The sequence below is a fragment of the Paenibacillus oralis genome (assembly GCF_003863965.1).
GTDB lineage: Bacteria > Bacillota > Bacilli > Paenibacillales > Paenibacillaceae > Fontibacillus > Fontibacillus oralis.
In genome coordinates this window covers 849622-864799 of record NZ_RRCN01000001.1, presented here as the reverse complement: position 1 = coordinate 864799, position 15178 = coordinate 849622, and the positions used below count along the sequence as shown (strand labels likewise).

The following is a 15178-nucleotide window of genomic DNA, read 5'->3' as shown; positions in this document are numbered from 1 at the left end:
AGATGGAGTTTGTGTGGCGACAAATATAGTGTTAGGACGGAATTAATTGCATTTCCTGCATTTGGGATGGCATGTTTGAGTCGGATGAGAGCAACAGTTGTAAAAAGTGCAATTAAATATAGGGTATAGAGGTTGGCCGCAACTAAGCTCTGTTTTAAATGCAGGTTATGCAATTAAAACAAAGGATTCAGCCAAATTTCCGAAAGTAATTGTAAGTTTTGCACTTATTCACTGCTGGCCTAGTAAATGAGGAAGGGGCTGGCATCAATCACCAGCCCTTTGCGATGCAATATCCGGTATCACGTTCTTTTACGAGGCAACCCCGGCCGCTAAAATGCTGCTGAGCTTCTCTTGGAAGGCGGGAGCGCCAACCCGGAGCACAAAGCTGTGGAAAGATTCTCCGGCGGTGCGCTGCTCTTTATAGAACAGCAGGAGCTGTTCCAGCACCTGAGCCACTTGATCGCCTTTGACGCGGCCTTTCAAAGCCTGGTTAAACTGCGCTTGCGATCCGTTTGGTCCGCCGCCTAAAGTGCCGCCCACGGCGATGTCGAACGCGTCGACCATGCCTTCTGGCGTTTTTACCAAAGAGCCTTGAAGTCCGATGTCGGCGATATGCTTCTGGCCGCAGGCGTTCGGGCAGCCGATGAAGTGGATGCGAACTTTTTCGTCCAGTTCGATGTTCTGGTCCAAATATTCGGCGACCTCGGCGGCGCGGCGTTTCGTTTCCACAATCGCGAGATTGCAGAACTCGTTGCCCGTGCAGGAGACAGTGCGGCTCATAAAAGGCTTCGGAAACGGCGTCAGCCGCTGCAGAACGGGAGCTTTTAGCGCTTCCTCCAATTTATCGTCCGGAATACCGCTTAGCAAAATGTTCTGGGACATCGTGGTGCGGATTTTTCCGTCACCGTATTGATCGGCCACATCAGCGAGCTGTACCAGCTCATCCGCATTGAGACGGCCGACGGGAACATTTAGGCCGAAGTAGTTCAAGCCCGCTTGCTTTTGCGGATGTACTCCGTCGAAATAGGCGGCTTGCCAGCCCACCGTTTTGTCTTCACCGCGCGAAGGCAGGTCACCGATTAATTCGATCAGCTTGTCTTTGAATTTTTCCGGCCCCCAATCGGCAACCAGGTATTTTAGGCGGGCTTGATGGCGTTTCTCACGATATCCGTAATCCCGGAAAATCGTCGTCACGCCGACCGCCACCTTCAGCACGTCCTCCGGTCTCACGAAAATGTCCAAGGGTTTCGCCAGATGCGGCTTGGCCGAAAGACCGCCGCCAACCATCGCGTGAAAACCGATTACCTCTTCGCCATCGATCGTTTTGACGGCCGGGACGAAGGAAAGATCGTTGATCTCCGCCTGCGCGTTGTTATAAATGTTGGAAGAGATGGACATCTTGTATTTACGCGGCAGATTCGAAAAATCGCGGTTCAGCAGGAAAAAGGTATTCACTTCTTCCACGATGTCCGTCGTGTCGATCAGCTCATCCTTATCGATGCCGGCAAGCGGGTTGCCGACGATTGTACGCGGGCAGTCGCCGCAGGCTTCAAACGAATAAAGGCCGACTTCATCCAGCCGCTTAAAAATATCCGGCAAATTCTCCACGCGCAGCCAGTGGAATTGAATCGCCTGACGGGTCGTGACATCCACGAGCCCGCGTCCGTACAGCTTGGCGATTTCGGCTAACGCCCGGGCTTGCTTGGTGTTCATAATCCCGGTGTTGATCCGCACGCGCATCATAAAATGGCCGTCCTTCGGTTTTTGCTGATATACGCCGGCCCATTTGAAGCGGTCCATGTCGTCCGCCGGGATGGAGTCATACCCTTGGACTGCGTATTCCTCGATGATGGTGCGAATGACGTCCAGGCCGTCTTTTTCCAGTTTAACGAATTCGAATTTGTTTAATTTCTCCGGCTCTTTTGTCCAAATCGGCTCATATGCCATGCGTTACCCTCCTTGTATGATCAAATCTATAATTCCGACAGATTAACTATGATATAAGTAACATTATGGTACCATAGTTATGAAGGAGCGTAAACCGATACAAGGGCTTTTGGACATAAGACTTCCTTATGGAAAAGCAAAGTTCAGGTAATAATGGAGATGTCAATGAATAAATGTGCAAAAAGAGGTAAAAATCGAACCTTTGGCGTTATTTTTTTGACAATTTTTTGTCTTTCCTCTTGCATCCGGCGGGGCGGGAAGATAACATAGAAGAAGATATGTCATTTCGTGGATTTCAAGAGGAGGTTTCGCGATGTTGCTCGCCGCAGCGGGAGAAACGACAACGACGTTTAACGGATTCGATATTTTTATGATTTTGTTCACCGTGATCATTTTGATCGGCGTGGTCCGCTTGTTCAAAGAACGTCCGAAGAAAAATCTGTTCGCCATCGCCTTTGGCATTATCAGCCTGCTCGTGTTTCTGGTGTCCGACGCCATCATGATCAAAGGCTGGTTCGGTTAAGCTTCGGGTACATAACCCTCCGTGCAGTGAAATTTACGGGCATCTTATTCCGGGCGGAATGTGATGCCTTTGAATTTTTTTTCGCGCAAAGTCTTTACGAATCCGCAAAGTGTAATATAATGGAAATAGGTGAAGCACACCTTGATATCGTATATCGATGATCGAGGTGTGTTTTTTTTTATGTATAAATGGGTTATTTTTTCAGAAAGGGATAATTAAGGAGGTGGAAAGAAGTTGAGGGAGAATTAGTACATCATGGAAAAATAAGTTTGGGAGAGGATGCGAGATGAACAAGAAGTTGCTTGCCATTTTTCTGTGTAGTGTAGTTGGATTAAGTTTTCTTCAAAGTGGAACTGGTGTAAATGCAGATCGTTCTGAGCCTATTGTTGGTACTCCGAAGCTTGCTGTATTGATTGATGGGCGTAAGGTTAAATTTGAAGGCGGAGATCCCTATGCCGAAAATGGCCACGTTCAGGTACCGCTGCGAGGAATAGGCGAGGCGTTGGGGGCGGAAATTAAGTTTTCCGATAAAACGGTGACTTACAGTAAAGACGGAAAAATGATCGTTCTGACTTTGGGAAGTAAAGTTGCTGCTATTAACGATAAAAATGTAACGATGGATGCCGCAGTCAAAGCCGTCAGAGGGCGTACCTACGTTCCGCTCCGATTTATTAGCGAAAACCTGGGGGAAAACGTGAGTTGGGATCAGGTAGGAAATTGGGTGTGGATCGGGTCAAAAGAAGTTCCTACGCCGGAGGAGGCGGGGATCGATGGACAATCACTAGATGATTTTAATACGTTTTTTGGAACGAAAACAATTTATTTAGATGGAAAAAAGGATGTTCATGTGTTTTCAGAAGAAGATCTCCCTTTAAAATTTAAAGATTCTGTAAGTGAAACTATTATTTACGATGTGTGGAAGGTAAAACAGGGATCAAAGGAGGGTATCAGAATAAGGTATTCTAAGCTCCCAATGAATATTTATTACTTAACGAACACTTTCCAGCCTCGCGGTCGAAGTGCCATTGAAAAAATTACGAATTCGGATAAGACTCAGACTTGGACATTTCAAACTACAAGCCAAATAGATTCTGATATCCACAAAGATAAGAACTACAAAGATTTTAATATTAGTCAAGCGAAGTACATTGGCTTTTGGTCTGGGACAGAATCTATTGAATTGCTAAAAAATCCGTTCAAATAGGATTGATGTCAATGAGGTTTAAACCTTTTTTGCAAAGAGTGGTGCTCTTAATTTTAATGTTCGTGGTAGTAACATTACCATATCGTGTTTTTGCTGGTACACTTCCAACGACACAGGACCCTAATGATCCCAACAAATTTTATTTTGTTGCCCTATTTTATTATGAGATTTGGAGATATTCAGACGGGGTTACATGGACATCTGAAGGAGAACCAGGACAATATAAGAATATTACTTTCAACTATTCTTTTGATTTTACTGATCGCAAAATAAAGAGTGTTATCGTAAAGAAATTTGATCCCAATATGACAAGCCCGAATGCATTAGACTTATATTATAAATCCCGGTATCAAAAAGAAAGGTGGGATCAGAGAGTAGGTAATGTAAGTGATAGTTATCAGTCTGAAATTGTTTCAGGGTCTTTAAGAGGTATTGGAACATCAACAGCAACATTTACGGTAAAAGTTATTAATGGTCATTTAACTGCTAATAGTGAGCCGGAAATTACTTCAGAAGGTCGCCCTGATCTTGGAGAGAATGTAGTAGGGTATCGGTATTATTTCCCCTCACTTATTACGATCGAACTTGAGCCTATTGAAGGACAAGCCATCATTAAACATTTCACTACTACCGGGAAGTCATTAGATGGGGTTGAGGAATTCAGTGACCGGACGGAAACACTTGTGGTAGGTCAAGATTATGCATATACTCATACTCCAGAATCAGCAAGTTATAAATATAAAGGTTATCGAAAAAGTACGGTGGATGAACCTTTGGGTGGCCCCAATGCGACAGGCGATCCACCTGGATTTAGGTATGATGGCGGTTTCTCTACATATTATGTTTACTTCTATTACGAGCGGGAGGATGAGCCGCAAACCGGCAAATGTACCGGGCCTTCCCCAAACGGGAACGTGATCGATGTGCCGCTTAATGATCCCACGGTCAGCGCGGTGATCAAAGCGGACAGACGTGGAGATGAGGAGTTTGACGTGCTGGACGGGATTCCGACCTCGGAGAGCTTGTATGGGAATGTGCTGGCGAAAAGTTATTTGACACAAAACAAGTTTGTGGAAATGGGCGGAACTTGTTCATATAAAATAACGGTCAGCCGGGAGTATACCTTGACGTGGGACCCGGGGAAAAAGGTGACGGATGAGAATGGTAAAACGCATACCGAACCTGATCCGCATACGGCGACGGAAACCCTCACGAGGTCGTACACCATTGAGCGGGAGTATTCGTTTTGGGTGATCGACAATCTGGAAGTTTATAAGATCAACGAGGCTGGGCTTTGGAATTACGCTTTTGATGGCGGGGGGATACGGATCCAGCCTAGCGGATATTCGCCGCCAAGCTACAAGGGGTCTCAAACCGGCGGGTACACGCCGCCCAGTCCGCCCGGCAAGGTGGAGGCTCCACCCGGAAGTAAAAGCGGCGGAAAGACGAAACCGAGCATATCCGGAGAAAACCTGGAATCCTTCGCGGAGGATGCCGTCGAACATGTGAAGGTCAAAAACGATGCGTTGACGTTTAACGGGAGCACGATCATGGATGGCACGCAAACGGAGGTGCATGGGCCAAGGCCGGGGACGATTCCGGTGGCGCCGCAAATCGGTGAAAACGTGCTGTACAGTCCGGGCAACGTGATTCCGACCAGCAAAACGAACAAAGCCGATCAGCCCAGCACCGGGACGATTTATTACGGGCTTATGAGCGGAAATATCAACGGCGGGGCGGATCAGTCTTTTCCGATCTATGGCATTAATTCGGTGACGGTGCATACGCCGGTTGTGATCTATCCCAGCGTCTCGGACGACCGGGCCCACAATCAAAAAACGACTCCAGCCCAGGGGCGTTCCGCGATTATTCTCGATCGGCCTTTTACCGTGGAAATGCCAAACAGCGGACAGCATGCGAATTATCTCGGATATGGGAATCGGAACTATCTCAAATACATAGGCAGCAAGCAGGTGCGTTTCCCGTTTGACGTGTACGACGGAACGAAATCGGCTTTTTATCCTAAGAATACGTGGATCGAAGTGGACAAAAGCGAGGAGTCGTTTGCGTTTTTCTTGCCGGTGTGGGTGGATGAGGGTTTTTACGACGTCGAGTTTCGGACGATAGCGCACAATGCGCCGTCCGGGGCCACGGATCAGACCAATGCCAACCTTAATCTCAAGCACCATATCGCTTACGATACCGTGCCGGTGGATGCGATCGGGCGTGTGTACGATTTTCACGTGACGGATATAGCCGACTATAACTGGGAAAACGTGTTCCGGACCGAAAAAGGCGGGCGAACACCGACCGGCGCTTCTTATTGGGTGGGCTTGAACGGGATTGACGGGGCGGTTCGCGGCAATACGAGCCGGTACACGCTGCCGATCCGCCCGGGCAGCCATCCGCTGTACAGCAACGCCGTGATCAAGAAGGGCTACCATTTCAAATTTGATCTCAAAACGAAAGGGAATATGTTTGGGGCGCAGGATCAGATCGCGATTACGCCGGCGTTTTATTTTATCGATGCGAAAAAAGGGACAAGGACCCCCGTCGATTTGTACTACCATACCGGCAGCAAAAGCTACGTCAAAATCGGCTCGCCTTCCGACAAAGTGCGGCGTTACGTCATTCTGAACGAGCGGCTGCGGAACGTGCCGACTGAAGTGTTGACCGATACGGCGCTGTACAAATACGATCACTATTATTCGTTCAGCCAGGTGGCCGGGATCGGGCGAAGCCAGTTCGTGCAGAACTTTATCCGCAAAACGACGAGGCAGCGGACAGCCGTGGGCAGTTTCAGCCTGCTGCGGCTGCCGGAAGGCGTCCGGACGTTGATCGGACCAAAAACGGATCTGCCGTCCAGCGTCGATCCGGCCCGGGTCAATGCCGCGGTGCAAAAATGGTACGGGGAGTACAGCCTGCCGGCCGACCTGTACGCGGTGGCAGCGGGTACGAATGTGGCCGAGTACGGGCGGACGCACGGCGGGCTGACGGACAAGTCGCCGATTTTTTTGAAGGACGGGTACATTGCCGTGAACTTCAACATCGAGACGGTGCGGGAGGGGAACACAGATAGGCCCCACCTTCAATATATCGATGCCCCGCTGATGAACCAGTGGTACGGGATGGAAGGGTTTAAGCGCAGCGTGGCCGATCCGTACGGACGGACCTTTTCGCTGATGGACGGGGACGTCGTGTTCTACCACGCGGACCAATCGAGCCGGGGCGATTTCCGCTCTATGGTTACGCATTAAGAAAAGTTTGGGAAGACTCCTTTCTCTAGTTTTTGGGGAAGGAGTTCTTTTTTGCTCACGGGTTCGCAAGTTCTATGCTACAATGTTCTAGTCTATTAACGAGCGAGTGAGATGCGGGAGGACCATAGAGTTATGAAACCAAGTCCGTTTATTGCAGTGGAAGGCGCGATTGGGGCCGGTAAAACAACGCTGGCGACAATGCTCGCTAAGCGGTTTGATTTTCCGCTCCTGAAGGAGATTGTGGAGGAAAATCCGTTCCTGGACAAGTTTTATCAGAACAGCGGGGATTGGAGCTTTCAACTGGAAATGTTTTTTTTGTGCAACCGGTACAAGCAACTGGAGGATACGGCGCTTAAGTTTGTGTCCCGGCGCGAGCCGGTCGTGTCGGATTATCATATTTATAAAAATTTGATTTTTGCCCAGCGCACGTTGAAAGGGGCCCAGCTTGACAAATACCGGAAGATTTATCATCTGCTGACCGACGATTTGCCGAAGCCTAACTTCATCGTGTTTATCCAAGCGGATCTGGCGACCCTGCAGCAAAGAATCGCGAAACGCGGCCGGAGTTTTGAGCAGGACATCGATCCCGGTTATCTGGAGCAGTTAATCGAGGATTACGAGACGGCCATGGCCCACATAAAAGCGAATGAACCTGAAACGGTTGTCATCACGGTTGACGGCAATGCGATGGATTTTGTCGAGCATCCGGATCATTTTGAACAAATCGTTGCCGAGATAAAGGAGCGCATGTAAACGATGAGCCATGATTTTCACATCCCCAAAGACGTTTTGATCACGGTCGCGGGCACCGTGGGCGTCGGCAAGTCCACGCTGACTGCCGCCTTGGCGGCCCGGCTCGGTTTCCGCACTTCGATGGAGAAGGTCGATCAGAACCCCTATCTGGAGAAGTTCTATCACGATTTTGAAAGATGGAGCTTTCATCTGCAAATTTATTTTTTGGCCGAACGGTTTAAGGAGCAAAAAGCGATTGTCGAAGCGGGCGGCGGGTTTGTGCAGGACCGTTCGATTTACGAGGATACGGGTATTTTTGCCAAAATGCATGCCGACCAGGGGACGATGTCCAAAACCGATTACGAAACGTACAGCAGCCTGTTCGAGGCGATGGTGATGACGCCGTATTTTCCGCACCCGGACGTGCTGATCTATTTGGAAGGCGAGCTGTCTTCGATTTTGAACCGTATCCGGCTGCGGGGCCGGGAAATGGAAATCCAGACCGATGTATCCTATTGGGAGCATATGTATGAGCGATATGCCAAATGGATTGAGGAATTTAACGCTTGCCCGGTGCTGCGGCTGAACATCGACGAATACGACGCCACGGACGAGGCCTCACTGGATGAGATCATCTGCCAGGCGGCGGAGATCATTCAAGCTTCGCGGGCGCGGCGAAGCAAATAAGCTGGGTACAAAACCTCTGCATCCCATTTACGGGAGCGGAGGTTTTTTGTAGCTGGCGGGCGTGGCAGGCTGTATGGTTTTTTTCGGCTGCGGACCCGCGGCATCGCTGAGCATGTTTTTTCCTTGTGAATGGATGGAAAAGCTAGAGTACGCCAGCAATGTCTGCTAGAATATATAAGTTGACGGATGATTAAATTTTGAACTTTTATTAGGTATGAATATAGATTTAAGACTTTGTGCCGGCTTAAGCCGGTTTTAGGAGGATATACATGAGCAAGTCAGGATTGACAAGGCAGGATGTGGAGCTGCTGGCGCCGGCGGGCGACTGGGACTGCATGCGGGCGGCGGTGGCGAACGGGGCGGACGCGATTTTTTTTGGCGTCGAGAAGTTTAATGCCCGGGCGCGGGCGAACAATTTTCGCATGGACGAGCTGCCGGAAATCATGGCGTTTTTGCACAGCTATGGGGTCAAAGGGTTTTTGACGTTTAACATTCTCGTGTTCGAGGATGAGCTGAAAGAGGCGCAGGAACTGGTGGAGGCGTGTATCAACAGCGGCGTGGACGCGGTGATTGTGCAGGACCTCGGGCTGGTGAAGCTGATCCGCGAAATATCGCCGGATTTTCCGATTCACGGATCGACGCAGATGACGATTACTTCGCCGGAGGCGGTGGAGTTCGTCAAGCCGTGGAACATGGAGCGGGTCGTTTTGGGACGGGAAAACAACCTGAAGCAGATCAAGGTGATCGGGGAGCAGGCGAAGCTGCCGATGGAGGTGTTTGTGCACGGGGCGCTGTGCGTGTCGTATTCCGGCCAGTGCCTGACCTCGGAAATGTGGGGCGGGCGTTCGGCCAACCGCGGCGAATGCGCGCAGGCGTGCCGGCTGCCGTACGACCTCATGGTCGACGGGGAAAAGAAACCGATGGGCGATGTGGCGTATCTGCTGTCGCCGAAGGATTTGGCGGCGATCGACATTATGCCGGAGCTGATCGAGGCAGGCGTAACTTCGTTCAAAATCGAAGGGCGGCTGAAAAGTCCGGAGTACGTGGCGAACGTGGTAAGCAAATACCGCAAGGCGATCGACCAGTATTTTGATGGGGAGCGCGCGCGGCCTTCCAAGGAGGAGATCCGCGAGCTGCAGCAGAGCTTTTCGCGCGGCTTTACGCACGGGTTCCTGGAAGGGACGAACAATAAAAAGCTGGTCGACGGAACGTTCCCGAAAAGCCGGGGCGTGTACCTGGGCCGGGTCGAAAAAGTGCTGCGCGACGGCGTTGTCTGCAAGCTGGAAGCACCGCTTAAGCGCGGCGACGGGATCGTGTTTGATGCCGGGGATCCGACGAAAAAAGAGGAAGGCGGACGCGTTTACGACCTGCGCCGCAAAGGCGTGAAGCAGGAGGGCGAGGCCGGCGAGGGCTGGATCGTGGACATCGTGCCGGGCCGGAATGACGTGGATTTACGACGGCTGCATGTCGGCGACCGCATTTGGAAAACGAGCGATCCGGCGCTCGATAAACGGCTGCGCCAAACGTTTGAGACGGACAAGCCGTACCGCGTGTTTCCGGTGCATGTGCGCGCCGTCGGGCATCCCGGCGGGCTGCTGACGACCTTCTGGACGGATGTGCAGAAGGGGACGATGGTTCGCGTCGACTCGGAGCTGGAGCTCGAGGTGGCGCAAAAACGGCCGATGGACGCGGCGCTGCTCGAAGAGCAGTTCGGGCGTCTCGGCGGCACGGTGTTTCAGCTCGAGAAGCTGGATGCGGAGCTGCATGGCGACGTCATCCTGCCGATTCGAGAGCTGAACGGCATCCGCCGGCGCGCGGTGGAGCTGCTCGCCGCCGAGCGGCCGAAGCCGCCCGTGTGGACACGGGCTTCCAGACCTGCAGCCGCTCCGTCGCAGCGTGTCGCTGCAGCCAGCAGTCCACGCCGCGCGCCCGTAAAGCACGGTGAAGCGCAGCTCACCGCGCTGTGCCGCAGCCTGCCGCAGGTGCAGGCTGCGCTCGAAGCCGGCGTTTCGTTTGTTTACGCCGACTTCGAGTTTATCAAGCAGTTCCCGGCAGCGGTTGAAGCCGTTCATGCCGCCGGCAAGCAAATTGCGCTGGCGACGCCGCGCATCCATATGCCGGGCGAAAACGGCTACCACAACAACATCCTGCGCCTTCAGCCCGACGCGGTGCTGGTGCGCAACACCGGAGCGCTGTACTATTACCTGCGCCACCGCATGGAGAATCCGTCGGCCGTGCATCCGCAGCTGATCGGCGATTTTTCGCTGAACATCGCCAACCACAAAACGGTGGAGTTGTTCCTGGAAGCCGGCTGCGACATCGTTACGCCGTCCTATGATTTGAATATCCAGCAGATGGTCGACCTGCTGCGGGTCAGTAGGGCGGCCGACATGGAAGTCGTCATTCATCAGCATCTGCCGATGTTCCATACCGAGCACTGCGTGTACTGCACCTTCCTCAGCGAAGGCACCGACTACACCAACTGCGGCCGTCCGTGCGAACAACACCGGGCATCGCTGCAGGACCGCATCGGCATGTCCCACCCGGTCCGGGTGGACGAAGGCTGCCGCAACACGGTGTACAACGCGATCGAGCAGTCCGGCGCGGAATATTTGAACCATTTCCTCGAGCTTGGCGTGCCGCGATACCGTGTTGAATTCCTGGAGGAGACGCCGGAGCAGGTACACGAGGTCATCGACCTGTACAACCGTGCCCTGCGCGGTGAAATCAGCGGAACCCAAGTCTGGAAAACGCTCAAAGCCACCAACCAGCTCGGCGTCACCCGCGGACAACTTGTGAAGTAAATACGAAGGGAGTCTACAGTGGTTCTAACTGCTCAGGCTCCCTTTTTGTATGCACAGAATTTTTCTCCATGCAGAGAAATCATCGCATCACAGAAAATAGCGGAACAAAATGGCGTTATTTTCGCTAGTCCCCCGGCACCTTGTAGGATAGAGGAATTTTTTGGCGTTATTTTGCGGGGGAAGGCGGTAAAAACGGCAGATATCCAGAGCGCCGGGAGAAGTAAGGCCATAATTTACCGCTATTTTTCCAGTGAAAGAAGAAGTCACCCCAATAACGCCTAAGAAGTCCTTTATTTGTGGGCCGCGCCATCGCTCAGTCCAGCACGGTTACCACCACCTCTGGCCGAAAACAACACTCAGAAGCCGCAGTCGGACGCACCGCCTGGAAGCTCGGCTGTGGGGGGGCCGGTTACCGCCCCCGACTAGAAACCTGCCCCTCCCAGAAGCGCCGCCCGAAACAGCACCTGAAAGCCCTCAGCCGAAGGCGTCTCCCGAAGACGCGGCTAGCATCCCCAGTTACCTTCGCCGGCCAGAAGCCCGTATCTTCCGAAAGTGCCTGCCTGAATCGCACCTCTAAGAATTTGACCCTTGGAACCAATTTTATAGGCCCAAGGCAAATTCCGGGAGGTGTTTTTTGGTATTGAACAAGATTTAACAATGGATTGACGTTCGGATAATACAGATCGCTTATGATGAAATGCTGGTCCACTGAAGGAACCGGCGATTCTAAGGAGGGAGGGCTGTGATGCGATGAATTGGCGGCCGACTATACAAAGCACGTTGAAAGCACTGCTATACTTGCTGCCCGCTTTTGCGGTCATCGGGGTATTTACGGTGTATCCGCTGTTCAAGTCGCTGGAGCTCAGCTTTTTTACGGAATACGACTATTTTAAGGATATCGTTTACGCCACGGGATGGGGCAATTATGCTGCAGTGCTGCATGATCCCGATTTTTGGCTGGCCATGCGCAACACGCTGCTGTTCGTTGTCGGAGGCGTACCTGTGTCGGTGGCGCTTTCCCTGCTGATCGCGCTGATGCTGAATGCCAACATCCGGTTTCGCGGCTTGTTCCGGACCGTCTATTTTTTGCCGTATGTTACTTCGCTGGTGGCCGTTGCCGTCGTTTGGCAGTGGATTTACCACCGGGATTACGGCATTCTCAACTACTTTCTTGGCTGGCTGGGTATCGATCCCGTTTCGTGGCTGAACACGCCGCAGCTTTCGATCCCGGCGCTTGTGCTGATGTCCATCTGGAAAAGCCTCGGCTACAACATCATCATCTTTCTGGCGGGGCTGCAAACGATCGACAAGCAATACGAGCAGGCCGCCAGCGTCGACGGGGCGAATTATGGGCGCAGGCTGTGGCACATCGTTCTGCCGCTGCTCTCGCCGACTACTTTTTTTGTCACTGTTGTCTCGGCGATTTCATCGTTTAAGGTGTTTGACGAGGTGTACGCCCTGTTTGGCGGCGGAGGCGGGAAGGCGGGGCCGTCCGACAGCGCGCTGACGATCGTGTTTTACGTATTTCGCAAGTTTTACGCCGAATGGGATTTTGGCACGGCTGCCGCGGCTTCCTATTTGATGTTTATCGTCATAGCTCTCATTACGGCGCTGCAATTTTATATCGGCAAAAAGAAGGTGCATTACTGATGGCCCCAAAAACGCATTTTCTCCAACAAGAGGCGATCCGTGCGGTGGGGCGTGCGTTGATCTACGCGGTGCTGATCGTGGGCGGTCTGACGATGATTTTGCCCTTTTACTGGATGATCACGACGTCCCTCAAAACGCCGGATGAAGTGGTGATGATGCCGCCGCAATGGATTCCGTTCTGCTGGAAATGGGACAATTACCGGATTGCCTGGGAGGCGGCTCCCTTTGGCCGTTATTTGCTTAACAGCGTCATCGTGACACTGCTGAGCACCCTTGGCGAACTGATCACGTCGATCCTGGCTGCCTTTGCTTTCGCACGGCTTCGCTTTTACGGCCGGGAGTTGCTGTTTTTTCTGCTGCTCGCCACCATGATGATTCCCGGTGAAATCCTGCTGGCGCCGAATTTCGTGACCTTGACCGAACTCGGCTGGATCGACCGCTACGAAGCGTTGATTGTTCCCTGGACGGCCAATGCGTTTGCCATCTTTTTGTTCCGGCAGTATTTTCTCGGCATCCCGGACGAATTGTATGCGGCGGCCCGGATCGACGGCAGCGGCGATTTCCGTTATTTATGGCGTATCATGGTGCCGCTGTCCACGCCGGTGATCATCACCAGCGCGCTGATCAAAGTGATCGGCAGCTGGAACGCGTTCCTGTGGCCGCTAATCGTCACGAACTCGGCGGAAATGCGCACCTTGCCGGTCGGCTTAACCGCGTTTGTCTACGATACCGGCAAAAACTACGAGCTGCTGATGGCCGCCTCGTCGATGATCATCCTGCCGATGATCGCGCTGTATCTGGTGATGCAGAAACATGTGGTCGAAGGCATTGCCCGCACCGGAATCAAGGGCTGACACGAGAATCCTGTAAAGGTGGTGATGGCCGGGAGTAGTTCGCGATGAGATTACCAGGTGACGTTGTCGGAACAAACGCTGTTAATCGTTCAAAAAAAGAAAGCGAGGGAAACGCATGTTGCGAAAAAAGGGAATTGTAGTCCTCATGCTTTGTTTGATCATGCTGGCCGTTACGGCCTGTGGAGGGGGAGCCGGACAGGCGAACTCGGGCAATGCCGGGAAAAATCAGACGGCGGGCGCCGCCAATACCGGAGCTGGCTGGAATACGGCAAGCGGGACGGAGGGGAGCGCTGAAGCCGGTCCCGGTTCCATTACGCTCGACCAGCCGGTAACGATCGAGTTCTGGCATGCGATGTCCGGGCATCTGGAAGAGGTGCTGCAGCAGTTGGCCGACGAATTCCATAACCAGAGCCCGAATATTACGGTTAAGCTGGTGGCCCAGGGCAGCTATGACGATCTGTCGCAGAAACTGATGGCCGCAGCGAAAGCGAAAACTTCGCCCACGATGTCCCAGGCCTATTCCAATTGGCAGACCGAATACGTGGCGAACGAACTGATTGAAGACCTGACGCCATATATCAACGATGCCAAAGTAGGCCTGAGCGCCGAGGACCAGGCCGATATCGTCAAAGCTTTTATGGATGACAACGCCTGGGACGGGAAAACATACGGCCTGCCTTTTAACAAAAGTACGGAAGTGCTGTACTACAACCAGGACTATTTGGACAAATTCAGGCTTGGCGTTCCGGCAACCTGGGATGAGCTGAAAACGGCGGCGGCCAAGCTGACGACCAACATCAACGGTAAAAAAGTCGTTGGCATCGGTTTTGAAAACTCGGTATCCGGCAATTTGGCCACCTATGTAAAACAAGCGGGCGGTGAATACGTAACCGAGGACGGCAAAATTGCGTTCAATTCTCCGGAAGGCGAACGAGCACTCGGTTTTCTATACGACTTGATCGTTACGACCAAAACGGGACGTTTGGCCGGAGAAGACGGTTATATGTCCGATCCGTTTGGGCGCGGGGACGTAGCGATGTATATCGGTTCTTCCGCCGGCACCTCTTTTGTCGATAGCGCGGTAAGCGGCAAATTCAAATGGTCGACCGCGCCGCTGCCCAAAGATAAAGCTGCTGCTTCCCCGTTTCAAGGCACGAACGTGATTGTTTTCCAAAGCGCCACGCCAGAGCAGAAACTCGCAGCCTGGGAGTTCGGGAAATTTCTGATCTCCAAGGAAGCGACGATCCAGTGGGCCAAGGAAACCGGATACGTGCCGGTGCGAGGTTCGGCTCTGGAAGACAGCGAGTGGACGGCGTTCATCGCGGAGCACCCCGAGCAAAAAGCGGCGTCGCAGCAATTTGACTCCGCCTTTGGCGAGCCGCATCTGGACGGCTACAACAAATTGCGCACCGATGTATCGAAGCAAATCGACGAGGTGCTGCACGGACAGAAAGCGGTAAAAGAAGGCTTGGCGAGCGCCGAGCAAGCCGCATTGAACAGTTTGAAGCCGTAACGGAGGT

General features: G+C 52.5%; 10 protein-coding genes. 9 read left to right on the top strand and 1 reads right to left on the bottom strand.

The features are described from left to right. Positions 1-309: 309 nt before the first annotated feature. Complete coding sequence (locus EHV15_RS04125) at positions 310-1947, bottom strand: nitrite/sulfite reductase (RefSeq protein ID WP_128630121.1); 1638 nt, start codon at positions 1945-1947, stop codon at positions 310-312. Between the two features lie 313 nt (positions 1948-2260). Between EHV15_RS04125 and EHV15_RS04120 the strand changes: the two genes are divergently transcribed. The 9 genes from EHV15_RS04120 to EHV15_RS04080 all read left to right on the top strand — a co-directional run bounded on the left by EHV15_RS04120 (position 2261) and on the right by EHV15_RS04080 (position 15171). After that, a complete protein-coding gene (locus tag EHV15_RS04120; protein WP_036619413.1) occupies positions 2261-2470 on the top strand; it encodes a hypothetical protein in 210 nt (69 codons plus the stop codon). A 286-nt stretch (positions 2471-2756) separates the two neighbouring features. Beyond that, positions 2757-3674 carry a copper amine oxidase N-terminal domain-containing protein gene (locus EHV15_RS04115; protein ID WP_128630120.1) on the top strand — a complete coding sequence of 306 codons (918 nt, stop codon included), beginning with the start codon at positions 2757-2759 and terminating at the stop codon, positions 3672-3674. Between the two features lie 773 nt (positions 3675-4447). Beyond that, positions 4448-6931, top strand: a complete 2484-nt coding sequence (locus EHV15_RS04110) for a DUF5704 domain-containing protein (protein WP_246061302.1) — start codon at positions 4448-4450, stop codon at positions 6929-6931. A 132-nt stretch (positions 6932-7063) separates the two neighbouring features. Further along, positions 7064-7684, top strand: coding sequence for a deoxynucleoside kinase (locus tag EHV15_RS04105; protein ID WP_128630118.1), 621 nt, complete (start codon positions 7064-7066; stop codon positions 7682-7684). Between the two features lie 3 nt (positions 7685-7687). Continuing rightward, complete coding sequence (locus EHV15_RS04100; RefSeq protein ID WP_128630117.1) at positions 7688-8350, top strand: deoxynucleoside kinase; 663 nt, start codon at positions 7688-7690, stop codon at positions 8348-8350. Between the two features lie 269 nt (positions 8351-8619). Next, a complete protein-coding gene (locus tag EHV15_RS04095; protein WP_128630116.1) occupies positions 8620-11154 on the top strand; it encodes a U32 family peptidase in 2535 nt (844 codons plus the stop codon). A 750-nt stretch (positions 11155-11904) separates the two neighbouring features. Further along, the gene (locus EHV15_RS04090) at positions 11905-12804 is read left to right on the top strand and encodes a carbohydrate ABC transporter permease (protein ID WP_128630115.1); all 900 of its coding nucleotides are present in this window, start codon (positions 11905-11907) and stop codon (positions 12802-12804) included. Then, positions 12804-13658, top strand: a complete 855-nt coding sequence (locus EHV15_RS04085) for a carbohydrate ABC transporter permease (protein WP_128630114.1) — start codon at positions 12804-12806, stop codon at positions 13656-13658. The genes EHV15_RS04090 and EHV15_RS04085 overlap by 1 nt, the downstream gene beginning before the upstream one ends. A 115-nt stretch (positions 13659-13773) precedes the next feature. Then, a complete protein-coding gene (locus EHV15_RS04080; protein WP_246061300.1) occupies positions 13774-15171 on the top strand; it encodes an ABC transporter substrate-binding protein in 1398 nt (465 codons plus the stop codon). The last annotated feature ends 7 nt before the right edge of the window (positions 15172-15178 follow it).